This is a genomic window from Acetobacter thailandicus (assembly GCF_011516655.1).
GTDB classification, from domain to species: Bacteria; Pseudomonadota; Alphaproteobacteria; order Acetobacterales; family Acetobacteraceae; genus Acetobacter; species Acetobacter thailandicus.
In genome coordinates, this window is the sequence record NZ_WOSV01000003.1 from 216881 (window position 1) to 242561 (window position 25681).

Genomic DNA, 25681 nt, shown 5'->3' on the forward strand with positions numbered 1-25681 from the left:
TACTCACGATCAACTACAAAACCACTCTGTCACAGTGCGCTATGAAGCCGATAAAGGCACTAACGACTCCTGCTCTCTGTATGCTGCAACAAAGCGTGAGGCGAGCACAATATCCTCTGCCGGGTAGCAAAAATGAAAACGATCATTCTCAAGGGGCCATACGCTCAGGCCGATATCGTCATAAACCCTGAGAAATGATTTTTCCACTTTCCAGAAAACCGGCTTCAGACCGCGCTGAACAGCCAGATCGCGAAAACGCCAGATCGCTGACACACTGTCACTCTCAGGGCCGGCCGGGTCACCAATCGCAACCAGAAATTTACCACGACGAAAGAAAGGAATAACCGCCTCTTTTGTCTCACCGGTCACATAACCCTGTGGAGTGATCTTCGAACTGACTATATTCGTAAGAGCGTGTGGTAATGTCAGGTAACGTGCCTGTGCTTCAGCACTCCAGCGTGTCACGGCTATGCGACCAGGCCACATCAGGCTGCCGGTTACAACCAGCCCAAGAAAAACAGCCAGTGCTATGCCACCACGTGTCGTATCAGAAAAAGAAAGCTCAAAAACAATCTGCCACCAGCTTCCGGCAGCATGATGACTGACCAGAATAAACATGCAGCCACACAGCAGCACCATACACAACAGTGTCGAAGGTGCCAGCGGCTCACTCATCAGCCGTGCACGCCGGTAGTAACATGAACGAAATGGTGCGATCAGAAATGCAGAGAACCCCAGCATGATAGGCACAATAAACGTGTCACCACGCATAAAGGTCATAACAGCAGAAAACAGTAATGCCCCGAGAGTCAGGCGCCAGGCGAGCGTAACCCGCTGTGACAGCCCGACCGCAAGCCCTATAAAACCAACCCCCATCAGCGAAAGAACATAAGCACTGATTTTATTCAGCCAGAGCAGCAGGTGCCCTTCAGCAACGGGATATTTTGCAACCGGATCAAGCAATGTCAGACAAATAAGCATAATGCCGCAGATCGAGACCGTGCCGGTCGAAACAGCGACAGAAAAATCAGCTTCACTTTCACGCACAAGCTGGCTGGGCCTGATGCGGCGTGGCTGCAATGGCTGGGAAGCCTGCCGTAATCTGCGCCGCTTTTTTGCCTCAAGCGCATCATCACTGCGCATAAAAACTTCATGCGCGGCAAACATTCCGCCAGCCAGAAAAAGAGGAATAATATAATAATACAGACGAAAAATAAGAATAACGCCCATAATCTGAGGCGTAGACATATAAGGCCCGAGGGCGAGCAGCATCGCCCCGTCAAAAACACCCAGCCCACCCGGAACACTGGCAATAAGCCCTGCGCTGTATGATGCAATATAGACTGCAAGAAATGTAGGGTAATCAATCGCCACGCCTGCTGGCAGCAAGACATAAGCAATAGCCGCAGTTGCCGCTACGTCAGCCGCAGCAACCACAGTCTGCATAACCCCCATGGCAGGAGAAGGCAGGTCAACCTGCCATTTGCCTATTTTGATCTGCCTGAGCCTGAAAGCAAGGCCAATATACGCTACAACCAGCGCCCAGAGTGCAATACCAGCAAAAGTGAGCAGAAAGCCCGGCACATGCTTACCGGCAAGGGGAATAACCTGAGGCTCCCATACCAGGACACCACCAATAAGAACCGATGCCCCCAGCAGATAAGTAACTGAACAAAATGCTATAATCTGTGCGATGGAGAAGGAATCCACCCCCCAGTTACGGTACAGGCGGTACCGGACAGCTGCGCCGGAAACAGCTGAAAATCCCAGGTTGTGAGACAAAACATAAGAACAAAAAGCCGCAAAGGCCGTACGTTTATACGACACTTTCTTATAACCAACCTGAACAACGGCAAGCCGGTCGTAAAAAGAAAGTATAAAATAAGAAAGAAACGTACACCCCACTCCCAGAAACAGTTTTTTCTGAGAAATAGATGTCATAGCCTGTTTAATGTCAGAAAATCTAAGATCTCTGACCTCATGCTGAACGACCACTATCGCTGCAACCATCAGAAGCAGGCCAAGAGCGTGAGGCAAATGCCTTAACCAGCGCCGCTTCTGACACGCCGCTGGCTTGTTCTGCCCCTGCAAATCTGACAGATTTTTACTGTCCATTGAAAATAATGCCTGATTTATTCCTGAGGCTCTCGTAACAGGGCCGTTTCAATCAGTGCTACGGTTTCACTCACACCATACAGGGCAACAAAACCACCAAAACGTGGCCCCTCTTTTTGCCCGAGCAGCACTTCATACAAACAACTGAACCAGCTTCTCAGCGGGTCAAACTCATGGCGTTTACCAATCTCAAATACGAGATTTTGCAACACCGAAGCATCGGTGCTCTCACCTTCATAGCCCCGCAGAGATACTGCCAGATCAACCAGAGCGGCACGCTCCTTATCTGTCGGCACACGAAAAACTTTAGAAGGTCTCACGAAGTCAATATAATATGCGACCGCATACCGGACAAGGCCAGCCAGCATAGGATGTGTCTCAGGCGAGACATCTGCATCGTAACGGCGGATAAACCCCCACAACACTTCAGGCGTTTCTGCATTAGCAACCGAAGCAAGGTTAAGCAGCATGCTAAAGAATACAGGTGAGCCTGACTGAGCCTCGACCTTCCCTTTACCAAAGAACCATGCCGGGTTCGCACGCAGGTCCCCCTCCGGAGCGTCAGAGGCCTGCAACGCCAGGGCCTTATCAACATGAGTCAGATAATCATCTGCAGCTTTAGGGATGACATCAAAATACAACCGCTTTGCACGCTGCGGCTGATTAAACATGAACTGCTCAAGGCTTTGCTGAGGGGCATATCGCAACCACTCCTCAACCGAGAGACCATTGCCCTTCGACTTGGATATTTTTTGCCCCTGCTCATCAAGGAAGAGTTCATACGTCAGACCAGCCGGCGGCTCCCCTCCCAGAATACGGCAGATTTTACCTGAGAGACGCACACTATCAATCAGGTCCTTACCTGACATTTCATAGTCGACACCCAGAGCATACCAGCGCATAGCCCAGTCAGCTTTCCACTGCATTTTAGCGTGGCCACCGGTCACCGGCGTTTCGAAAACCTCACCTGTTGCCGGGTCCGTCCAGCGCACTGTGCCCTCAGCCGGGTTTACTGCATCCATCTTAACCTGCATCACCTCACCTGTGCGTGGATGCAGGGGCAGAACAGGAGAATAGGTTGCACGTCGGTCTGCACCAAGTGTTGGCGCGATAACCCCGACAATCTCCTCATGCACTTCAAGAACACGCCTCAGTGCAGCGTCAAAACGGCCACCTGTATAATAGAGCGTTGAGGAAGCGAATTCGTAATCAAAACCAAACTGGTCAAGGAAATTGCAAAGACGGGCGTTATTATGCGCGGCAAACGATTCGTGGGTTCCAAACGGATCAGGCACACGCGAGAGCGGCTGACCAATAAACTTTGCCAGCATGTCGCGCTGTGGCACGTTATCGGGCACTTTACGCAGAGCATCCATGTCGTCAGAAAAAGCCAGAAGCTGCGCAGGCTGCCCCGTCAGCTCAGTATAAGCCTGACGCACCCACGATGTGCGGGCGACCTCTCCAAATGTGCCAATATGCGGCAGGCCTGACGGGCCATAACCGGTCTCGAGCAACGCAGGCCGTGCAGCCTTGCCGTCACCTTTGACACGACCCTGACGTGCCTGAACATGATCGGCTAATTTACGGGCCTCTTCAAAAGGCCACGCACGCGGAAGAGGGGGTTGGGGTGTATTTGGATCTGACATTTTGCGGAAGCTATGAACTGTGCAGACTTAGGTCAATAAAAAACAATAAGGTCACGCACTTTACTGCTATTTTTTTACAGCTCTTGACCATAAACAGCACACGCTACATCCTGCTGCGGCACTATTAAGCGTATTGTCACATTACTTGTGTCAAAAGAGGTAACCCATGACCCGCACAGCCGCTCTGATTCTGATCGGTAATGAAATTCTCTCTGGCCGCACACGCGATGACAACATCCAGTTTCTGGCAACCGGCCTCGGCGAGCTGGGCATTCCTCTGCGTGAAATCCGGGTTATCCCTGATGTACAGGCAACAATTGTCACGACAGTTACCGAAATGCGTGCGCGCTATGATGAAGTGTTCACCACGGGTGGCATCGGACCAACCCATGACGATATTACGGCTGCCTGTGTTGCTGAAGCATTCGGTGTGCCGTGGGAATTTCATCAGCCAACATTTGAGCTGCTCAGCAAACAGTTTGGAGAGAACTTCAACGCCGCCCGCCAGCGCATGGCCAAATTTCCACGTGGCGCGACCCCTATTCCTAACTCAGTCTCAGGCGCCCCTGGTTTTACAATAGGGAATGTGCATGTCATGGCCGGTGTACCCCGTATTATGCGGGCGATGTTCACTGCTCTGGCACCGACACTGCAGCGTGGCCTGCCTGTCATGTCACGAACCTGGCACACCACAACATTATTTGAGGGCTCTCTGGCTGAAGAGCTTGAGCATATTCAGACTAGTTACCCGCACCTTGATATCGGCTCATACCCTTTTCACCGTCAGGATGGCCGACGCGGTGTTGCTCTCGTTGCCAAAGGCCAGGATGAAGACGCCGTTATTAAAGCGGCAGAAGCAATTTATGAGCTGATTATTAAAAAAGGCGGGTCTCCTGTTGAAGGAGAAGCCCCGCCCTGATCGGTTTTTTAATTTTGTAGCCTGTGAGAAATTACTTAGACAGCACTTCACGGCCCATCGCGAGGAATTTCTCACGCCGCAGCTCTTTAAGACGCGATGACGACAGCTTCTGCAAAGGCTGTAACTCTTCTGCAATTGCCTGGCGCACTGTATTAAATACGGCCTGCGAGTCGCGCTGTGCTCCGCCAACCGGCTCCGGAATGATACGATCAACCAGCTTAAGGCGCAGCAGATCCCGCGCTGTAAGGCGCAGTGTTTCAGCTGCAACGCTCGCCTGCTTAGGGTCACGCCACAAAATTGAAGCACAGGCCTCTGGTGAAATAACAGAGTAGATCGCGTGCTCAAGCATAAGCACCCTGTCACCGGCACCTAAAGCAACAGCACCACCTGAGCCACCTTCACCAATCACTGTTGCGATCAGAGGCACAGGGGCTTCAAGGCATACATCAATTGAGCGTGCAATAGCTTCAGCCTGCCCGCGCTCTTCCGCATCAATACCAGGCCATGCACCTGCAGTATCAATAAATGTAAGAACTGGCAGCTTAAACTGACCTGCCAGTTTCACCAGACGCTGTGCCTTACGATATCCTTCGGGGCGGGCCATACCAAAATTACAGGCCAGGCGGCTGTCAAGATCAGAGCCACGCTCAGTGCCGATCACCACAACAGGGGTGCCATTGAAACGACCGATGCCACCAATAACGGCACTGTCGTCAGCATAGAGCCTGTCACCCGCCAGAGGTGTAAATTCAGTCAGCAGAGCGGCCACATAATCTTTGACATGCGGGCGCTGCGGATGTCGCGCAACCTGCACTTTCTGCCACGGTGTCAGCCTGGCATAGATAGCTCGCAGGTGCTTCTCTGCCTTCTCCTGAAGACGAGCAGTTTCCTCTGCGATATTTACCCCATTGGGGTCACTCATCTGCCGCAGTTCATCGATCTTGTTACCAAGTTCGGCGACGGGCTTTTCGAAATCAAGATACTGATGCATGCGATGCGCATAGCATATCCGCGTATAAAACAAAATTAATTCATGAGCTCACAGAGACAAAATACACACAGAGAAAATGCCCTAATTTCCTTTTCTGCCGCCGCCTTCGGCTAAAGGATGGCAACTCTCTACGACGCGCCGCAAATGCTCTGTTTGCACATGCGTATATATTTGAGTCGTAGAAATATCTGCATGCCCCAGCAGCATCTGCAAAGCCCGCAGGTCAGCCCCCCTGGCAAGCAGGTGCGTAGCAAAAGAATGCCTCAGCACATGAGGGGAAAGACATGTCGGATCAAGCCCGGCTCTGACACCAGCCTCGTGCAGAATTTTATCAAAAGCCTGACGGGTCAGAGCACGCTTTGGGTCACGCCCGGGAAACAGCCACGGGCTTTCAAGCCAGGCATCACAGGCATACAGCTCTTTGACCGCCTGCCAGGCCGTGACTGAAACCGGGACCAGACGCTCACGCCCGCCTTTACCGCGAATCAGCAACATAGGCCGTTCGCCCCTCAGCGCCTCTCTGGGCAAAGACAACAGTTCAGAAATTCGCAACCCGGAACTATAAAGTAGCTCCAGAGCCGCACGCGCAACGAGCATACGGCGCTTCTGCGCTACCGTATTATCACTCTCCTGCACATGACAGGCCTCTATAAGAGCCTCGACCTCTGCCTCAGAGAGAAAGTGAGGCAGTGCCAGCTCAGGGCGTGGCGAATCAAGAGTCGCAGCAGGATTATCCTTCCTTATCCCCTCACGCAGCAGGAAGAGATAAAACTGCCTGATGCATGACAGCCGCCGCGCAATTGTACGACGCGCCTGCCCATCTGCACCAAGGTCAGCCAGCCAGGCAGCCAGCTCGTCTGTTTTTGCATCAACAGGCAATATTCCACGCATGGCCAGGAAATCAGAGCACGACTCGAGATCTGCTGCATAGGCAGCAAGTGTACGCGCTGAAGCCGCACGCTCTGCTACCAGCATTTCAAGAAACAGTTCTGCCTCGTGCCCTTTGATCATCACTGTGCCGGAGCGGCCTGAACAGCTGGTGCGGCAGGCGCCACCGGAGCCGCCAGAGGCACAGGCGGAGGAGGTGCCGGCGGCATAGCCTCAGCTGGCATGACAGCCATTGGAGCAGGAGCAGCCTGAACAGCAACGGTGCCGTGTACTGCCTGCTGTGCAGGCGGGTGAACAGAGCCACCCAGAGCGAAAATACCACCGGCAAGAGCCAGGCAGATGACAGCAATACCAATCAGTAGCTTACGATTCATTTTTCTTTTTCCCGACATAAGCAGAGAACATAGATGTGTTCCTGCAGCTCTATGGTAAGCTGAGCATCATGTCATCACGTATCTTATCATCACATCAGACGGCAGACCCGCCTCCGCTTCCACTTAACCTGGAAAAAATTACTCACCAGCATAATGCAGGCGCCCCTCCTTCGCGACGCAGCATCGTTCTGGTGGGGCTTATGGGAGCCGGGAAAACCACTATAGGCCGCAGGCTTGCTGACCGCCTGCGCCTTCCCTTTATTGATGCTGACGTTGAAATAGAACGCGCAGCAGGCTGCTCTATCGCTGAAGTTTTTCGCCTCTACGGTGAGGCTGCCTTCCGTGACGGAGAGCGCCGTGTCATTCGTCGCCTGCTCGAAGGCCCGCCTATGGTGCTGGCAACTGGTGGTGGTGCCTATATGGATGCCCAGACACGCGCCCTTGTACGCGAGCGCTCTGTTTCTGTCTGGCTGCGCTGCTCACTGCCGGTTCTTCTCAGTCGGGTTATCGGCCGGACACACCGCCCGCTCCTGAACACGGAGAGCCCTCATATTGTGCTGTCACGCCTTATGGACGCACGTCACCCGATTTATGCCGAAGCTGATATTATCGTCGATTGCGGAGAATATAACGTGGATCACAGTACAACCAGAGTGATCGAGGCTCTGGCTCATTCACGCCGGCCAGTCAGCCTGCCCGTCGCTTTATCACACACCTCATATGACATTCTGATCGGCACAGACCTGCTTAAACGTGCCGGCGCTCTCCTCGCCCCGCTGCTACCGCAGAAAAAAGCAGTTATTATCACGGACAGTAATGTCGAGACTCTTTATCTGGAAAGACTCCAGAACTCTCTGAGTGAAACCGGCATCACCTTTCGCACACATGTGGTCATGCCCGGAGAAGCGTCGAAAAGTTTTAAAACATTTGAAAGCATTATCGATTCCATCCTTGAGGATGGCATTGAGCGTAAAACCGCCATCATTGCCCTGGGCGGCGGGGTTGTAGGTGATCTGGCCGGCTTTATCGCCGCATCGACTCTGAGGGGGCTGCCATTTGTACAGATTCCGACAACGCTGCTTTCACAGGTCGACTCCTCAGTTGGTGGTAAAACCGGCATTAACACCCGGTGGGGTAAAAATCTGGTCGGAGCTTTTTGTCAGCCTCTGACCGTACTGGCTGACGTTTCAACCCTTCAGACTCTGCCAGCAAGAGAACTGAAAGCCGGATATGCCGAAATCGTCAAAGCAGGGCTTATTGGCAGCCGCAGGCTGTTCAGATGGTGCGAGCTGAACGGAAAAGCTGTTCTTGAAGGCAACACAGAAGCACAGACCGAAGCTGTGCGGCAGGCCTGTGCCTTTAAAACTGAGGTCGTGGCAGCTGATGAACGTGAACAGCAGGCCAGCAACGGGCGGGCTCTGCTCAACCTTGGCCACACCTTTGGTCACGCACTCGAAGCTGAAATGGGATATGACGGACGCCTGCTTCACGGTGAAGCCGTCTCTGTTGGCATGCAGCTTGCGTGCGCACTCTCTGTCAGACTGGGCCTCTGCTCCGCTGCTGACTATGAGCGGCTGACAGCACATTTGCATGCTCTTGAGATGCCGGCACACGTTCGTGATCTGCCATACAGCTTCAGCGCCCGGACACTCATCACTCATATGCAGCGCGACAAAAAAATGCAGGACGGCAAACTTTCTTTTGTTCTGTTACGCGGAATCGGAGAAGCCTTCACCAGTCGCGATATTGACGACCATCTTGTGCATGAGGTCCTGACCGAAGACGGCTGCACATCTTAAAAAAAGATTTTTTAAACCTTTCAGATTTATTATGGCAGACCTCGTCAGGCCTGCCATAATCCTGCCGTGTTTAACGGCGAGATAACTGCACAGACTGCCTGATATGAAGCCTGCGACTTGAAATCACTGCCTTATTCTTCAAACAGTTGCATCAATAATTGTTTGTGAGAGCGAAACAAACTGTTGCACCCAGGACACAATTGTGTTTTGTAATGGCAGTAAGGATGCAGCTACGGGTTTCTATTTTAGAACTAATCGTTTTATTAGAACTTCAGGCATCTAAAGTAACTTGGTCCGCCGAATGGTTGGCGGCATAATTAACAGATGAATTATTGAGGGCGAAAAAATGCGTCTCCGCACGGCGTTACTTGCAACCACACTAATGGCAGCGGCTCCTGCGGCCGCATCTGCCACCACCATTACCGGACCTTACGTCAACGTTGGTGGCGGCTACAACCTGGTCCAGAGCCAGCATGCTCACATCTCCGGCTTTGCCGGTGGCGCATCAAGCGATGAGAACGTCAGTTCTTCACGCTACCGCCACCAGAACGGCTTCACCGGTTTTGGTGCATTTGGCTGGGGCTTCGGCAACGGTCTCCGCGCTGAAGTAGAAGGTGTTTACAACTACTCAGAAATCAATCACCGCACGGCATCTGTTGCTAACAAAACACGCAGCAGTGATCAGTCTTACGGTGGTTTCGTTAATGTTCTTTACGACATTGACCTGAAGCAGTTTGGCCTTGATGTGCCTGTTACACCATTCGTTGGTGTTGGTGCCGGCTACCTGTGGCAGCATTACAACCCAACCTACTCTTATTTCTCTAACAAAAACACAAGCCATCTTGGCGGCACAAACGGTGGCTTTGCTTACCAGGGCATCATCGGTGCAGCTTATGACACCGGCATTCCTGGCCTGCAGGTTACAACTGAATACCGTATGATTGGCCAGCCTGGCTCATTCGTTGATGGAGCTTTCTCTTCATCAGCTAATTATGCCAACGGCAGCACAGGTCGCGGTCACGTTAACTTTGACCAGCGCTTCAATCATCAGTTTATCCTGAGCCTGCGTTACGCTTTCGATACAGCTCCACCAGCACCACCAGCTGTTGCTCCTGTTCCGGCAGTGCCAGTACACGCACCAGCTCGTTCTTACCTGGTGTTCTTCGACTGGGATAAAGCAACACTCAGCGCACGCGCTCGTCAGATCGTAGCTGAAGCTGCACAGGCTTCAACACACGTTCAGACAACACGCATCGAAGTTAACGGCTACACCGATAACTCAGCAGCACACCCTGGCCCACGCGGTGAAAAATACAACCTGGGTCTTTCTGTTCGTCGTGCAGACAGCGTAAAAGCTGAACTGATCCGCGATGGCGTTCCTGCTGCTGCAATCGACGTTCATGGTTATGGTGAAGCTCACCCACTGGTCCCAACAGGCCCAGATACACGTGAGCCTCAGAACCGTCGTGTGGAAATCATCCTCCACTAATACGACTGGTCTTTATGACAAGGAAAAGAGGTGTCTCACGACACCTCTTTTTTTTTGCTATCCTTCTTCTGTGCTCACACAGGGGCGTAAAATATAGTGTCTGAAAAGCTTACAATTTTCCTTTCCCGATTCACTACAGCGGAAAATACCGCAATGGTGATCAGGCTTTTCAAATTTGGAAGTATCGGCTGCCTGGGCTTTATATGGGATTCTGCAACCGTTTATGGTCTGCGCCCTTTTACTGGCCTGACAGCTGCCACTCTTATTGCATATTTTGTCGCGGCCACCCTTAACTGGCTGCTCAATCGCCTCTGGACATTCAGAGAAGTCGAATCCTTTGACCATCCGCTCCGTCAGTGGGCTCGTTTTCTTGTCGCAAACAGCCTTGGTTTTCTGCTTAATCGCAGTACGGTTTATACGCTATTTTACTTCTTCCCTCTGTGCAGGGATTATCCGGTTATTGCGCTGGCAGCCGGCTCCCTCGCTGGCCTCATCGCCAATTTTAACCTGAGCGAAAAAATCGTTTTTCGAAAAACCATATCCTCTGCTCCATCTCCGGATCAGACGAGTAACGTACAACCAGAGCCGGAAAAAACATCTCCCACCAAAGATGCTGCATGATGCATTTACCATGCTGAATAACACCGCCTCTTTCAGTAAAGAGCGGAGTGCGCTACATAGAACGATGGGTTAAGGAAGTTTCTTTGTTTTCCTGCCTGGCCGTGACTGGTGTTTTATGGATTTTTTCTGCAAAGAATACCGCTTAACACTCTCATGTGCCCAACCAGTTTCAGGACCGTCTGCCTCAAGCCATGCTAACAACAAACGATATCCGCACTACATTTCTGGATTACTTTGCCGGAACAGGGCACCAGATTGTCCCCTCTTCTTCGCTGGTACCACGTAATGACCCTACTCTGCTGTTTACCAATGCAGGCATGGTTCAGTTTAAAAATGTCTTCACCAGACAGGAAACACGACCTTACTCACGTGCAACAACAGCGCAGAAGGTTGTAAGAGCAGGCGGCAAGCATAACGATCTCGATAATGTTGGCTATACAGCCCGTCATCATACCTTTTTTGAAATGATGGGGAACTTCTCGTTTGGGGATTATTTCAAACCTGAAGCAATTGAGCTTGCCTGGACACTGGTAACAAAAAATTTCGGCCTGCCCAAAGAAAAGCTGCTCGTCACAGTTTATGCTGAAGACGAAGAGGCTGCCAGCCTCTGGCGCAAAATTGCAGGACTTGATGACAGCCGTATCATCCGCATCCCTACAGCTGACAATTTCTGGCGTATGGGTGATGTCGGCCCGTGCGGTCCGTGCTCTGAGATTTTCTACGATCATGGCCCTGACGTTTTTGGTGGCCCTCCTGGCTCCCCCGACGAAGATGGTGACCGGTTTGTAGAAATCTGGAACCTCGTCTTCATGCAGTATTTTGAAGATCCGCCAGGCACACGCTCACCATTACCAAGCCCGTCTATTGATACAGGCCTGGGGCTTGAACGCTTTGCGGCTATTTTGCAGGGCAAGCGCGACAACTACGATACAGATATTTTCCAGGCTCTGATCCATGCATCATCTGAGCTGACACATCAGGCCGCAGATGGCGCTTTCAAAGCCAGTCATCGTGTTGTAGCTGATCACCTGCGTTCATCAGCCTTTCTGATCGCTGATGGTGTGCTGCCCGCCAAAGATGGTCGTGGCTATGTCCTTCGCCGCATCATGCGCCGCGCTATGCGTCACCTGCACATGATGGGTACGAAGGACCCTTCATTCCACAAGCTGCTCCCTGTTCTGCTCCAGCAGATGGGCCAGGCGTACCCTGAACTCACACACAGCGAGAGCCTGATCCGCGAAACTATGCGTGGTGAAGAAGAGCGCTTTAAGGCTATGCTTGACCGTGGTCTGGCTCTTCTGACGGAAGAAACTGATAAGCTGCCTTCCGGCGCACCCCTGCCAGGTGATGTGGCCTTCCGTCTTTATGACACTTTTGGCTTTCCCCTCGACCTGACACAGGATGCCCTGCGCAGCAGCGGTCATACCGTTGATGTCAGTGGCTTTGATGCTGCTATGGCTGTGCAGCGTGAGCGTGCCCGTGCCTCCTGGGTTGGCTCGGGCGATACCGCGCTTGAAACGATCTGGTTTGAAGCACGGGATAAGTTCGGCTCATCCGAGTTCCTTGGTTACTCTACCCGTCAGGCAGATGGTGAAGTGCAGGCCGTAGTTTCAGGCAACGTCTTCGTCAAAGAAGCCTCGGCCGGTGACGAAGTTGCTGTTCTGCTCAATCAGACTCCGTTCTATGGCGAAAGTGGTGGTCAGGTTGGTGACACCGGCACACTGACAGGCAAAGACCTGCAAATTGCCATCACCGGCACGCAGAAAAAAGCTGGTGATCTGATCGTTCATTACGGCACCATCATTAAAGGTACGCTGCGCCCGGGTACGGCTGTGACAGCAACGGTTGATCATGAACGCCGCTCAGCTATCAGCGCTCACCATTCAGCAACCCACCTGCTTCATGAAGCGCTGCGCCGTATTCTTGGTACGCATGTGACACAAAAAGGCAGCCTGAACGGGCCAGACCGCCTGCGTTTTGACATCAGCCAGCCCCGCCCTGTCACAGCTGAAGAGCTTGCGCAGGTCGAAGCTGAGGTAAACCGCCTGATCAGAGAAAACTCACAGGTCGTTACCCGTTCAATGACACCGGATGAAGCGGTTGCCGAAGGTGCAATGGCTCTGTTTGGTGAAAAATATGGCGATGAAGTACGCGTAGTTTCTATGGGCGCATCTGACGGCAGCAAAGCCGCATGGTCTGTTGAGCTGTGTGGTGGCACGCATGTTAACCGCACCGGTGACATAGGGCTGTTCCACATTACGTCAGAAAGCGGTGTATCTGCCGGTATCCGCCGTATTGAAGCTTTGGCTGGTAAAGCCGCTGAGGACTTCTCACTTGCAAACGAACAGCGTCTGCAGCAGATGGCCGGCATGATGAAGGTCAGTGTATCTGATGCGCCTGAACGCCTGGCAACTTTGCTTGAAGAACGTCGCATTATGGAGAAGCAGATTTCGCAGCTCCAGCGCCAGCTGGCCGCGGGTAATGCGGTTTCAGCCGGAACGGAAACGGTAGCTGGTGTACGTCTTGCTGTTCGTAATGTTGGTGACACCGCCCCCCGCGAGCTCAAGGGACTTGCTGAAACCATTCTGAAACAGGGTGAAACGGATGTCGTCGTTCTGATTTCTACCGCCGGAGGCAAGGGCAGTGTCGTTGCAGCTGTAGCAGCCGACAAAACCGAGGAGCTTGATGCGGTAGCTCTTGTAAAAGCTGCAAGCATTGCCATGGGCGGCAAAGGTGGTGGCGGACGACGCGATATGGCTCAGGCCGGCGGTCCGGATGCTGACGCTGCTGATGCTGCATTTGAAGCTGTTCGTCAGATTCTGTCTGAAAAGAACTAAGAGCACCATTTGCCAGCGGGAAACTATATTGCTTTTTTTTACCCGCTGGCGTTCTTAAGCCCTTGCTTTATTTTATGCCGACAAGGAAAAACGTCATGTCTCTGATTGCTTCCATCCTGAAAGTGATGGCTCCCCCTCACCCTGAGGCACGACCTTTTCTTCTCGCGTCTGGCGCGACGACACTCGTGAGCCGTTTTCTGAGCCGTAAAATCTCTAACCGCCATCTGAAAACGACAGCAAAGTTGCTGGGTACCACCAGTGCACTGTTTTTCGGCTTTTGCCTGTATTTCTTCCGTGATCCTAAGCGGCACACACCCGCACGCAACGATGTTGCCGTTGCCCCGGCTGACGGACGTATTGTATCGATTGAAAAAATTGCACCACCGGCTGAACTCAACATGGGCACAGCACCGGTATGGCGCATTGCAACCTTTCTGTCAGTGCTCGACGTGCATGTGAATCGTGTCCCTGCGGCCGGCACTGTAACCTGCATTGCCTATCACCCAGGCCAGTTTCTCAACGCCAGCCTTGACAAAGCTTCAGACCTGAATGAACGCAATGCCATGAGTCTGCGCCTTCCCGATGGCCGTATGCTGGCAGTTGTACAGATTGCAGGCCTTATTGCACGTCGTATCGTCTGCAGTGTTTCTGAAGGGATGCAGGTTGAAGCCGGAGAGCGCTTCGGGCTTATTCGCTTTGGTTCGCGCACAGACCTATACCTGCCACCCGGTGTAGAGCCTCTGGTATCTGTTGGTCAGACAATGATCGGCGGCGAAACTGTTATGGCGCGCCTTTAGGAAGAATGAGTGTGCCGGGGTTTTTAATGCTGCGTTTTATGACCAGAGGTTTGTCCCGCTCGCCTGAAGAACAAACCATTCGGCATAATGACCGATAATGCGAACACAGCGGGCATAACGGAGCGAGAAATGCATAAAGATGATTTTGAGGCAGAGCCTCAGTTTCGAGCAAAAAAACCCCCGGCAAGACGGTTAAAACGCCGTGTTCGTAAAAAAATGACCGGCATTTCCTTTAACCGTCTTATCCCTAATCTTCTGACTATGCTGGGTTTGTGTGCCGGGCTGACCGGCATGCATTTTGCAACCAACGGAGATTTTCAGCACGCTGTCATCTCTCTGCTGATCGCTGCTTTTCTTGACGGGCTCGACGGGCGCATTGCCCGTATGCTGGGCGGGTCAACACGGTTTGGTGCCGAATTTGACAGTCTTTCAGATTTTGTGTGCTTTGGCGTGACTCCCGCTTTTATTCTTTATTTCTGGGCCCTGAAAGATGGAGGATATAACGCTTTTCTCCCCTGTCTTTTCTTTATCGTCTGCATGGCACTGCGTCTGGCACGCTTTAACTCTATGCTTGATGATGAAAACACGAAACCAAAATATACGAGCGGGTTTTTTACCGGTGTCCCGGCTCCTGCCGGAGCATTTATTGTTTTATTTCCACTTCTTACAGGCCTGGAAGCGGAAAGATTGAATCTTCACGGGCTGCTGAATATCTCCCGTAACCCTTATGTTGTCTCTGCAACATTAATTGCTATCGCGCTGCTTCTGGTATCCACTTTACCGGTCTGGTCATTTAAAAACTTCAAAGTCCCTAAATATTATGCACTCCCCATCATGCTTGGTACGGGTATTTTTGCTGTTTTAATGGTCGCTAACACGTGGGCAACACTGGCAGCAGGTGATCTGATGTATCTGTCACTGATACCCATGAGCTTAGCCAGCTACAAACGCCTTAAACATGAAGCCGAAAATCTGCATATCACTTCAGAGGAAGATGATCTGCTCTCAGAGTGATGCTTCAGCCTCAGACTGACTAAAAAGCGAACACAGGCCATCAAGAACAGCCTGTGGCGGCGGCGGGCACCCGGGGATGGTCAGATCAATCTGTACTTTGCGCTGCACCCCCCCCATAACAGCATAATTTTCTGTAAAAAAACCGCCATCAAAAGCGCAGTCACCAACACAGATCAGCCCCTTAGGCAGAGGCATGCTTTTCCAGGCGGCCTCAATAACCGGTGCCATGGCTCGTGTCAGTGCACCGGTTATCAGCAAAACATCAGCACCCTGAGGCGCCTTTACAAAACCAAAACCAGCACCACGCATATCACAGGCTCCGGCAGCCAGGGCCTCCAGCTCCATACCGCAGCCACCGCACCCTCCTGTATCCACATGAAAAAGGAGCAGCGGCCAGCGTGGGCCGGCAGGTTTAAGACGTGTCCCGCCGCCTGTAAAACAGGCATCAAAAACTGCACGCATCAAACTCATACTATCAGGCCTTTTTGTTTAACCATCATACGCGGCAGCATTTACACCTAAAGAGGCACGCCCCAGTTCAAGGTCTGAAATATCCTGACCAGACAAAGCCGCCTCAAAAACCATCAGCGCCGCAGCGGCAGGGTCTCTGACATACACCCGTTCAACCCGTCCGCTACGCAGGGTAACCCAGTAGAGCACCATACCCCATGGGCCTTCTGAAACACCGATACCCTCACTGTCTGTAACAGCAAGCTCAGTCCGCCCTCCGGCAGTCAGACCAAGGCGGGGGCCAAGGTCGCGTAACATCCGCAGGCTTTCGCCTGTTTCTGCGACCATCACAGCAACACGGTCCTCAGCACATCCGCCTTCGCGTCCGGTTGTAAAACGCCATACTCCGTCATAGGCCCATAAAAGACGCCTGAAATCTCCCTCTCCGCCAGCTGCGCGCAGAACAGGACCATCAACACCAAGGCGATCACACATACTGCGATCAACACATAAAATGTCAGACAAACGTGCGGAAAGACCGGGGTAGTTGCGCCACAATGCCGCCAGAGAAGGATAAAACTCCTCACCAAGCTCAGAGAGATGGCGACATAACTCTCCGGCCTCAGCAGCCTGCTGCAGGCTGACGCCGCCAGGTACAATATGATCCATCAGCAGGCGTGAGCCCAGAACAGGAGTTGCAACAGCGAGCAGCTTTTCGCGAAACATCATACACTGAGAGGCAACAAGTGACGCACCCGCATGACGGGCTATAGCGGCAAGCGCGAACAAATGATGCGTAATACGCTCAAACTCAAGCAACACAACGCGCAGCAGCTCAACTTCTTCTTCAACACTCTGCCCGCAGGCCGCCTCTACCGCCTGACAAAAAGCCAGTTGATGCGCGACAGAAGAGCCTGCTGCGACACGCCCGCTTAAACGGCATGCCTCCTCTATACGCGACATGTGCCAGCGCTGTGCAAGACCACGATGCGCATAACCATTAACTGCTTCGGCACGGCGTATCTGCCCGCCATTATCTGTCGCCAGAGCAATATAAACCGGCGTTTCAAGGCCGCCTGTTGCAGGGCCTGATGATGCCTTTACCCCACCGGCCTGCATAATCTCATCCGAGGGCTGAAACACTAAATGTCTTTCTGGCAACTTTTCAGACGTGTCTGTAGTACCGCTCAGCGGCCCCCTGACAGACCATAACCCATGATCAACCAGGGGACGCTCATCCTGACACCACATCGCTTCGGCACCATAGAGATCAAAAATCATCCGCTCATAATATGCTGAAACAGGACGCGCAGATGACAGAGCAGGATAACGATTATTTTCTAATAACAGGCTGGCTGCCAGAGGCTGCATATCAGGCTGCATAAAGAGCGCATGAACATACGTGCCATCGCACCACAGGCCGGTAAAAGACAAAGGATGTTCTTTAAGGCTTTCTATCAGGTCCCGCCATAACATCTCTCCCAGCACATAACGCCACGATGTTTCTGTCACAGTACCTGACTGAATATAACTTACAGGATCCATCAGAAAACCCCCAGCATCATAGCCAAAGGCACCATAAAACCCGTTGCAACCAGCACAACACAGGCGACACGCCCTGCACTGTCATGTGGCCAGAAAGAAAGGTCTCCCGAATTTTTAGGAAACACGCGTAAAATCACACCCAGAATACCGCCTATTGTCAGTATAGTCAGCATCCATGACATGTCGCTGAGCACAGAAAATAAGAGCAGGCAGCCAACAAACGGTGCTCCGGGTGGCTGGCAGGCCAGGGCACGGGCCGCCCATGCGTACTTAGCCATTTCAGTTCCTCCGGCCAGGCACCATCCACACAAAAATAAAAGAGCGGCGACATCAGCTCTGGCACCCACCGCAATAAAAGCCAGCGCGAGTGGAAAAGAGTAAAAGCGATACCACTTATCGTCACCACGTGTACTGACAGCCGTAAACCAGAGAGAAACAAGCCCTGCTATAATCAGTGTTGTGTGAAAGGCATCCCCTCCTGCTGCACGAAAATGTAAAGACAGAAGGATGACAGCCCCCACAAAGGGACGAAAGAAAGCGAGATCGACATTCTCTGCCCAGATCATGCTGAATGGCACCAGTCCGGCAAGAACAATGCTGCCACAGGCAAGCATAATGCCTGCCTCGGTTTTTCCTGGCGGCAGTAAAAGTCCGGCCAGGACAAGAAACAGACCAACCGCCATGCTACGCAAAATACGCCAGCCCACCATGGCTTTGCCCGCAGCATGGCCAATAACGAACACCCCGTAAACAAGGGATAAGCCAAGCAGACCAAGCCCCACAACCGGCTCTGGTGTAATACATGCCAGGTCCGCAAGTCCGACAGAAACATAAGGCAGGCTGCGTAATAAACGTGTCTGAAAACTCTTTTGCTCCAGCACCGTCATCAACAGGCCAAAGGCCAGCATAACACGCCCTGCCCTCTGCACGGGGTCATCGTCCCACCCTGAGGCAACAGTACCGGGATTAAGAAACACTACGACAGAGAGAAGGCAGGCTATACCTGCTGCCCACAAAGAAAGCCGGCGATTCTGTGCTTTTCCGGTCATAGCAACGAGAACAGCACCCAGAAAGGGCCAGACAAACGAAAGGGCTGCAAAAAAAAGAGAAGCCGTCATCAGGAAGCAGGTCCCCTATCTGACGCACCAGAGCGCTGAGGCACATAGTCAGGGTGTGGTGCACCAGCGGCATGATCCAGCGCATCACCATCATCCTGCTGGCTGCGTTGCCATTTTTTATTTTTACGCTCCTGACGTACAGGAGCACGAACGACATGCACGCGCGGCATCACCCGGTGCACACAGGCCCCACCCAGTATAGCAATGCAACAGCCGATCAGTGCGGTAACCGCAAATGCCGTCACCTGCCTGTACATCACGGCAGATAATAAAACACCCTCTGCACAGGTAAGAAGGCCAGCCCACTGCCAGACCATCGTCTGGCGAACACTCACTGTGACCAACCCTGCCATAACAACACATATACCTGCGGGAAAAACCGTGCCATCGGGGTATAAATTCATCAGCATGAGCAAAATCATCACACCAGGAAGTAAAAAAGGTGCTGCGATCACCTTACGTTCTCTCACCTCGTCATACTGATAGAAATTAAGAAACAAAACAGGGCCGACACCCAGTATTACAGCAAAGGCAGCCCCTGCCTCCTGCAGCGGTGTCAGGCCATCAATAAGCATGGCAACGGCCGTCATGATGCCCAGAGCCGGCAGAAAAGCTATGCTGCGCGCTGCAACACAAAGAGCAAGGAACGGAACGATTACAGCGGCCAGTGTCATGGCGCAAACCCTCCTTCTTCCTCGTTGTACCATGATGTTTTATGCGAAGGCGGCGTGCCTTTCTCGTTTTTATCAGATACCGGAAGGAAAAGAGGCGTTGCAATCTGCCAGGCGACCAGCCCTGCCAGAAAAACAGATAAAAAACGTACACGCCCGCGCTTTATCACCGACAAAAGAACGAGCCGGATCAGCACCAGAAAAAACATCGCACAGACCAGTTTAAGGACCCAGCCTCCGGTACCGTAAAAACAATTTACCATCCATGCTGTGGCACCCTCCTCAGGGAGCGGCAAAGCCAGAACCCCCGACCAGACAATATCACCGGCGAGCGTTATCCAGCACAACTGAAGAATGTCATGAGTCCAGAGCCATAATCCCCGGTCTGCGCCAGAAAGAGGACACTGAGCCTCGTCCGCAACGCTGCCACCCTGCCCGAGAGCACCAAGGAATATAGCAGCCCCGGCCAGCACAAAAGGTGCTCCCTCCCCTGAAGGAGAATAGGCTCTTGTGTGAATAAGAAAATTGCTGAGGTCCTGACCGCCGGTCATCAGCAATATTGGCGTAAGCGCGGGTAAAAGCAGTATATCGCTGACACCGCTCAGATATCCGTCTGAAGCAGACTGCCCCGCCTGAATCATTACAGGGAGCATCAGCAACACAGACACCAGCACAAGCAATGCACAGATGAGCAGCAAACCAGGAGCAGGAAAGCCGGGAGGACTTAAAGAAAAAACAGGCACCATGCCACAGACAGCGATGGCAAGAACAAAAGCAACCCGCGTTACAATGCACCCGACCTGCTGACCCGGAGCCATGATACCAAGACGCTTTAACTGATGCCTTATATTCTGCCACCTGCCACCGGGCCAGTAACGCAACTGCCCTGTTATTCTGCCAGCCAGCAGATCAACAAACCCGCGAAAATAAGGGGCCGCATACATCATCAGAATAATCTGAAAAAATAACGCGATTACAATAAGCAGATACCATTGCCATGTCAGGATCAGCGGGGGAGAAAACGACGTCATTATCCTGCAAATAATCCTAAAAACAGCCCGGCGCCAAGAAACAGTAAAACAAGAACACCACTCTGTGCTTCACACACCGCGCAAAATCTAAGGACAAACTGCCATAACGGACTGACTGCCGCGACACATTTCTGCCAGCCGGTATGAACCGAAACTTTGTATGTCTGCCACCCCAGAAAAGTATCAACCTGAGCATTAAACTGTCTGTCAGAAGGGACAGGAGAGATGGAATTCAGCTCCTTTTTTTCTGCCTGTATGAAGGGTGCCCCCTGCTGCCAGAAAGAAGCCTGAAACTGCGCCTGAGGGAGAGGGGATATTTTAAAAAGTGTACTGAACATCTGAAGGCAGCCAGCACACAGTAACAAAGCCATTACACAATAAAGAGGGGTGTAACTTTCAGATGAACTGATAAACCAGACTGTAATGCTTTTTGACCACAGGAACGGACGTTCAAAAGTACCGGCGAGAAGATTATCTGCAAAGGCAAGCCACCCTCCCGGAAAGAATGCAACGACAGCAGCCGCTGCGACACAAACCAGTGCGGGCAGCAAAGTAAAAATACTCTGCGCTATATCTTTATCTTCCTGTGCGGAACGAGAACGCACAACGGCAAGAACCAGGCGCAGCAAAGCCAGAATATTAATGACCATAACGCAGGAGGTTATTACAGTAAGAACAATCACTGCCAGCGCCTGTAACGGAGGTACTGCGCGGGCAGCCTGCTCAGCTGCACCAATAAAACACCATAAGACTGAAAAACTGCCCAGCGGCGGCAGGCCAGACAGAAAAAGCAAAGCGCATGCCATAATGCCCTGAGCGTAGCGTCCTTTTAGACGGGAGGGTAAAATCAGCGAGCTGGCGCCCTCTTCCTGCTCCGGAGATGCGTCTTTTGTGTCCTGACAGAGCCATAAAAGGACAAGAGCTGATAAAAAAGGTGCTCCGGCCGCCAGCAGAGCTGCTGTTCTGAACTGCTCTCCGCCCTCAAGTGTCGTGCCAAATGCCAGCACAAGAATAACGACCAGCAGGCCGAAACCTGATGTGACCAGACCCGACATCAGCTGACCGGCAGAAGACGAACGACGTAAAGCCTGCATGCTGCCAGACAAAGCGACGCCGCAGCCGCAACAAAGCAGAAAAAACTGACAAACCGAAGGTAACACACCTGATTCAGTGAGTAATCGCCCAAGCAGAAACAAACCTGTCGCGCCGGGCAGCAGGGCAGAAGGACCAGTTTGTACAGATGTCGCCTTGCCCAGCAGCAGGACCATAACACACAAGGCCGGCGTAAAAAGAAGGCTGTCAACAGGCACTGTAGCCGGCACCACGGCCACAGGCAGACAAAGACCAATCCACCCTTTTCTCACCAGAAGAATCAAAGCTGTGCCCACAAGGAGGCCAAAAATAAGCGGCGAAAGCGCAAGGAAAGCAAAACCACTCAGCACACAGGCAACACCATAACGCCCCGAGCCACTGACCCCTCCGGTAAAAGACAGCAGTACCATCATAGGTAAAACCGGGCCATCCATGCCAAAAACCGGGCACCAGCTCAGCTCACCTTCAATACGCAGCACTGTACCGACCGCAGACAAAAGACCGGTCAGCACCCAGAATGCGACCAGTATTTCAGCACGCCACGGCTCTGCCCGCCCAAACCTCGCTGCCGGCAGAACCGTAACGATACCGCAACCGGCCAGGCAGATCAGAAGGCCACAAAGAAAAAATGAAACCGGAATGGTCTTACCCCCGAAACATATCTGACAAGAAACCACACCATATGCGGGACAGAGGACCCGAATAACCTTAAACCTGCAGGTGAGATCTTTTTTTAACTCTCCTGCAGATACGCAGAGTATACCGAAACCATCACCTTATAAAAGAACGTAAAAAAGCCGGCCGGTGACTTATATACCGCCGCCACCGCCGTTGCCAGACCGGAAGAGGTAATGTGAGAGGAGCATTGATATTTTTCACAACCTCAATAACGCACAGGCTACCCAGACCAGGTACGAACATTTTACCTGCAATATCGCTCACAAAATTAATATGAGCGTTTTTACATTCCCAGGTCAGGGGGAGAAAAAACATCTTCTCCTGGCGCTCTGCTTTCAGGCAGGCAAGATCAAGTAAACGCTTTATCGTATAAGATGAAAAAGCCAGTTCTCTGGCAAACGGGGTGTGCTTCAGACGGCTGCGCCCCGTCAGAGCTGCGGGGAAAATTAAAATCATACGCCCGTCATCCCGCAAAACCTGGGCGGCCTCCCGCAATAGCCTGACAGCCTGGCGTTGCGTCTGAAAAGCATGCATCAGGACAACACGGTCAAAACTTTCGCTTTGAAACGGTAAAACACCTGCTTCGCCAACAAGCGTATGCACCATGCTGTCACGCAGACCCGCCCCTCCACGCTTCACACCATCATAATGCGGCAAAACAACTGAAACAGGATTCATCTGCAGCCCCGGCCAGGCGCGCAGGCAAGGGGAAGCATAGCCCACTCCAAGCACTTTCTGCCCGGCAGTCAGATCTGGCCAGAAAACTCTGACCTGACGATGCAACAGCGACATACATCTCTGGCCGGTCCCGGTTGCATAAAAATCAGACAACGCTGAAAAAGTGACGTTTTGCATAGTTCATGTCTATCATGATCCTTTGATCCTGTGACACTACAGATCATATAGTCTTTTACGACTTACGCTATACAGGAGCCCCCGTAATGTCTCTTTCAGTGCACCCCATCCCTGTCATGTCAGACAACTATGTCTGGGTTTTAACCGACACAAAAACTGGCATAACAGCCATTGTTGACCCGGGAGTCGCAGAACCGGTTGAAAAAGCACTTGATGCTGCAAACCTTAAACCTGACCTGATTTTGCTTACACATCACCACCCTGACCATACAGATGGCACAGAGGCCCTGAGAAAGCGCTACAATGCAAAAGTCGCAGGGGCTGCTAACGATGCCAGCCGCCTGCCAAAGCTTGATATTGCATTGCGTGAGGGTGACACAGTAGCCGTAGGTGACTCTGTTGCGAAGGTGCTGGATGTACCGGGACACACAATCGGGCATATCGCTTTTTATTTTGACGGTGCTCCTCCTGCCCTTTTCTGCGGTGACACACTCTTTAGCATGGGCTGTGGCCGCCTTTTTGAGGGTACGCCGGCACAGATGTTTGACTCTCTGAGCAAATTTAACAGTCTGCCTGACGAGACCCGTGTTTATTGTGGCCATGAATATACACTAAGCAACGCGGCTTTTGCGCATCATACAAACCCCGACAACAAAGCTCTGCAGGCTCGCATTGAAGAGGTAAAGAAGCTGCGGGCTGAAAATCTGCCAACCCTGCCAACAACACTTGGCACAGAACGGGCTACCAACCCCTTTCTGCTGGCGAAAGATGTAGCCACCTTTACAAAATGGCGTCAGGAAAAAGATAACTTTTAAACAACCTCTCTTAATGAGAAACAGTTGTATCAGCCTGCCTGCCCTGCATCAGCCCTTCGGCGGTATGCAGGGCAGAAAGCAGAGAGCCCGCACTGTAACCGGCAAACACAATCTCACTATGACGAACGGGAACAAACAGCGTCACAGAGCGCGGCTTTGTTTTCTCATTACGAGATAAAACGGCATCAAGCTTTGTCATAATTTCCTGTTGCTGCTCCGGCACTATATTATCATGCCTCAGCTGCTCAAAAAACGGTCGGAAACTCGTCAGAGTCAGCCAGCTGTCACCACTCAGCCCTTCATGCTCAAGCACAAAGAGTTTTGCAGCCCAGGTCATATGCAGACCCTGCCAGTTTGCCTCAGCCTGAGGAATAAGAATATCAGGTAAAGCCTGGGCCGCCGTTACCGGCTCAGAACCAGAATTGCCTTCTTTCTGCTCTGCCACATCACCGGTGCTGCGTAACAAACGCTGCCAGCTTTGCCGGCGCTCAGATAAAGGACCGGGAATTGTCACAACGACAGAAACATTGGTTAACACGTGCTGACCGGGCGCGATGTTAAGCTTCTGCGCAGTGATGTGCAAACCCGCTATCCGCTTATCAGCCTCAGCCTTTGGGTTAATAAGCATACGCCCTTTTACCTGGCGCAGTGACAGAGCGTGTTGCGCCAGTACACCCTGCCGGGAGGAAAGCGTGATAAAATCTGCAGAAAACGCTATATCCTGAGCAGAAAGAGGAAATACCCCCCGCAACGGAAGCAAAAGCTCAACAGGAGCACCTGCCATTTGCCAGACATCGCTCTGCTTTGAGGATAAAGACAGCCCCAGCTTTTCTCCGCCTTCAAGCCTCAGAACAGCTGAAAAAGGATGAAAAGGTGAAAAACCCAGCCGGACGTTCTCAGCAAAAAAAAGTGCTTTCTCCGAGCATCTTACCGAAGCACCTGAAAGCTGCACTGAAGGATTAAAAAAAATACCGGGGTAGCTTGTCTGCTTTGTCGCTCTGAGCGTACACCCGCTTTGCTGCTGAAAGGCGACAAGCTGGCGCTTTAAATAAAACTGACCAGACAAACTTAATATAAAATCCGCCATACCGCATAACAGGATGCCGCACAGCGCGAGCACAACAGAGCGATATAAAATCTTTCTGCGCGTTTTAAGCCCTGTCATGCCGTCACAACCAATACATCAGGGAGAAAATGTCTCCTCCATATCTCTCCAGGCCTGCTGAATGTCAGAAATCATCACTTTACCAGGCGCAGGCTGCACTGGCTTGCCAATGACCACATATAAATCCCCTGATTTTTTCAGAAAAGCATTCCGCCCCCAGAACACACCGGAGTTTGTGGCTACAGGAATAACCGGTTGTTTTGTATGGTTTGCCATAGCCGTAATACCAGGCTTGAGCGGCACCCTCTCCCCCGGAGCTGTTCTTGTTCCTTCAGGGAAAATAATCACCTGCTTGCCAACATCCATCGCCTTGCTGGTTTCCTGCAACAAAACACGTAAAGCCCTGGCCCCGGCAGAACGGTTAATGGGCATCATGCCGGCGAGAATAAGCATTGGCCCGACAAGAGGTATTTTGCGCAGTTCCCCTTTCATGACGTAACAAGGCCTGGAAACAAGTAACATCCAGATAAGAGTGTCAAACGCTGACTGATGCTGAGAGGCAATCAGCAAAGGGCCTTCAGCCGGCAGGTTTTCCCGCCCGACAATATGAACTTTAACCCCGCATACAGACTGAAAAAGCGCAAGCACCAGCCGTGACCACAGCTTTGCATATGGTAACGCATAGCCCCGCGCAAACCAGCGCACAGAAAATGCCCCCACACCCATGAGCATTGTCAAAGAAAAGGAGGTGACATTAAAAATAACAGAACGGATAATAGCTACAATCACAACAATATCTCTTTAAAAGCGGTCCGTAAGCCCGCTCAAAAA

The 25681-nt window shown here is 52.1% G+C and carries 22 protein-coding genes; 8 read left to right on the forward strand and 14 right to left on the reverse strand.

Annotated elements, in window-relative coordinates; translation table 11 throughout:
* Positions 1-39: 39 nt before the first annotated feature.
* Positions 40-2115, reverse strand: coding sequence for a lysylphosphatidylglycerol synthase domain-containing protein (locus GOB58_RS06090; protein WP_086635987.1), 2076 nt, complete (start codon positions 2113-2115; stop codon positions 40-42).
* Between the two features lie 17 nt (positions 2116-2132).
* The gene (locus GOB58_RS06095; RefSeq protein ID WP_173559607.1) at positions 2133-3761 is read right to left on the reverse strand and encodes a lysine--tRNA ligase; all 1629 of its coding nucleotides are present in this window, start codon (positions 3759-3761) and stop codon (positions 2133-2135) included.
* A 166-nt stretch (positions 3762-3927) separates the two neighbouring features.
* On the opposite strand from GOB58_RS06095, the gene GOB58_RS06100 reads away from it, so the two are divergent.
* On the forward strand, positions 3928-4680 hold the full coding sequence (locus GOB58_RS06100) for a competence/damage-inducible protein A (protein ID WP_173559608.1): 753 nt from the start codon (positions 3928-3930) through the stop codon (positions 4678-4680).
* Between the two features lie 31 nt (positions 4681-4711).
* Here GOB58_RS06100 and GOB58_RS06105 read toward each other — a convergent pair whose 3' ends face one another.
* The 3 genes from GOB58_RS06105 to GOB58_RS06115 form a co-directional block, all read right to left on the reverse strand.
* Positions 4712-5671: an acetyl-CoA carboxylase carboxyltransferase subunit alpha gene (locus tag GOB58_RS06105; protein WP_173559609.1), complete on the reverse strand. Its 960-nt coding sequence runs from the start codon at positions 5669-5671 to the stop codon at positions 4712-4714.
* A gap of 81 nt (positions 5672-5752) precedes the next feature.
* Positions 5753-6682 carry a tyrosine recombinase gene (locus tag GOB58_RS06110; RefSeq protein WP_086554474.1) on the reverse strand — a complete coding sequence of 310 codons (930 nt, stop codon included), beginning with the start codon at positions 6680-6682 and terminating at the stop codon, positions 5753-5755.
* A complete protein-coding gene (locus GOB58_RS06115; RefSeq protein WP_086554518.1) occupies positions 6682-6933 on the reverse strand; it encodes a hypothetical protein in 252 nt (83 codons plus the stop codon). Before GOB58_RS06115 ends, GOB58_RS06110 begins: the two co-directional genes overlap by 1 nt.
* Before the next feature lie 68 nt (positions 6934-7001).
* Between GOB58_RS06115 and aroB the strand changes: the two genes are divergently transcribed.
* The 6 genes from aroB (at position 7002) to GOB58_RS06145 (ending at position 15490) form a co-directional block, all read left to right on the forward strand.
* Positions 7002-8732, forward strand: coding sequence for a 3-dehydroquinate synthase (aroB, locus tag GOB58_RS06120; protein WP_173559610.1), 1731 nt, complete (start codon positions 7002-7004; stop codon positions 8730-8732).
* A 346-nt stretch (positions 8733-9078) separates the two neighbouring features.
* Complete coding sequence (locus GOB58_RS06125; protein WP_086635990.1) at positions 9079-10221, forward strand: OmpA family protein; 1143 nt, start codon at positions 9079-9081, stop codon at positions 10219-10221.
* A 96-nt stretch (positions 10222-10317) separates the two neighbouring features.
* Complete coding sequence (locus tag GOB58_RS06130; RefSeq protein WP_407651729.1) at positions 10318-10842, forward strand: GtrA family protein; 525 nt, start codon at positions 10318-10320, stop codon at positions 10840-10842.
* A 191-nt stretch (positions 10843-11033) separates the two neighbouring features.
* Complete coding sequence (alaS, locus tag GOB58_RS06135) at positions 11034-13679, forward strand: alanine--tRNA ligase (protein WP_173559714.1); 2646 nt, start codon at positions 11034-11036, stop codon at positions 13677-13679.
* A 95-nt stretch (positions 13680-13774) separates the two neighbouring features.
* Positions 13775-14476 (forward strand): phosphatidylserine decarboxylase, encoded by a 702-nt coding sequence (locus GOB58_RS06140; RefSeq protein WP_086554478.1) that lies wholly within the window; start codon positions 13775-13777, stop codon positions 14474-14476.
* A 129-nt stretch (positions 14477-14605) separates the two neighbouring features.
* On the forward strand, positions 14606-15490 hold the full coding sequence (locus GOB58_RS06145; protein ID WP_086554479.1) for a CDP-alcohol phosphatidyltransferase family protein: 885 nt from the start codon (positions 14606-14608) through the stop codon (positions 15488-15490).
* On the opposite strand, the gene GOB58_RS06150 is transcribed toward GOB58_RS06145, so the two are convergent.
* From GOB58_RS06150 to GOB58_RS06180, 7 genes are all read right to left on the reverse strand, one after another.
* On the reverse strand, positions 15482-15961 hold the full coding sequence (locus tag GOB58_RS06150) for an NADH-quinone oxidoreductase subunit B family protein (protein ID WP_086635993.1): 480 nt from the start codon (positions 15959-15961) through the stop codon (positions 15482-15484). The two genes, GOB58_RS06145 and GOB58_RS06150, sit on opposite strands and share 9 nt — an antisense overlap.
* 18 nt (positions 15962-15979) lie before the next feature.
* Positions 15980-17485: an NADH-quinone oxidoreductase subunit D-related protein gene (locus tag GOB58_RS06155; RefSeq protein ID WP_173559611.1), complete on the reverse strand. Its 1506-nt coding sequence runs from the start codon at positions 17483-17485 to the stop codon at positions 15980-15982.
* Positions 17485-18603, reverse strand: a complete 1119-nt coding sequence (locus tag GOB58_RS06160; RefSeq protein WP_086635995.1) for a hypothetical protein — start codon at positions 18601-18603, stop codon at positions 17485-17487. Before GOB58_RS06160 ends, GOB58_RS06155 begins: the two co-directional genes overlap by 1 nt.
* Positions 18603-19277: a hypothetical protein gene (locus GOB58_RS06165; protein ID WP_242005243.1), complete on the reverse strand. Its 675-nt coding sequence runs from the start codon at positions 19275-19277 to the stop codon at positions 18603-18605. Before GOB58_RS06165 ends, GOB58_RS06160 begins: the two co-directional genes overlap by 1 nt.
* Entirely contained in the window at positions 19274-20305 is a 1032-nt protein-coding gene (locus GOB58_RS06170; RefSeq protein ID WP_173559612.1) for a hypothetical protein, read from the reverse strand. The genes GOB58_RS06165 and GOB58_RS06170 overlap by 4 nt, the downstream gene beginning before the upstream one ends.
* Complete coding sequence (locus GOB58_RS06175; protein WP_173559613.1) at positions 20305-22074, reverse strand: hypothetical protein; 1770 nt, start codon at positions 22072-22074, stop codon at positions 20305-20307. The genes GOB58_RS06170 and GOB58_RS06175 overlap by 1 nt, the downstream gene beginning before the upstream one ends.
* 94 nt (positions 22075-22168) lie before the next feature.
* Complete coding sequence (locus tag GOB58_RS06180; RefSeq protein WP_158092789.1) at positions 22169-22867, reverse strand: class I SAM-dependent methyltransferase; 699 nt, start codon at positions 22865-22867, stop codon at positions 22169-22171.
* Positions 22868-23016: 149 nt separating this feature from the next.
* On the opposite strand from GOB58_RS06180, the gene gloB reads away from it, so the two are divergent.
* Positions 23017-23745 carry a hydroxyacylglutathione hydrolase gene (gloB, locus tag GOB58_RS06185; protein WP_086554486.1) on the forward strand — a complete coding sequence of 243 codons (729 nt, stop codon included), beginning with the start codon at positions 23017-23019 and terminating at the stop codon, positions 23743-23745.
* 10 nt (positions 23746-23755) lie between these two features.
* Here the strand turns inward: gloB and GOB58_RS06190 are convergent, their stop codons facing one another.
* Positions 23756-24910 carry a DUF2125 domain-containing protein gene (locus GOB58_RS06190; RefSeq protein ID WP_173559614.1) on the reverse strand — a complete coding sequence of 385 codons (1155 nt, stop codon included), beginning with the start codon at positions 24908-24910 and terminating at the stop codon, positions 23756-23758.
* Positions 24911-24928: 18 nt separating this feature from the next.
* Positions 24929-25582: a lysophospholipid acyltransferase family protein gene (locus tag GOB58_RS06195; RefSeq protein WP_173559715.1), complete on the reverse strand. Its 654-nt coding sequence runs from the start codon at positions 25580-25582 to the stop codon at positions 24929-24931.
* Positions 25583-25681 lie beyond the last annotated feature (99 nt).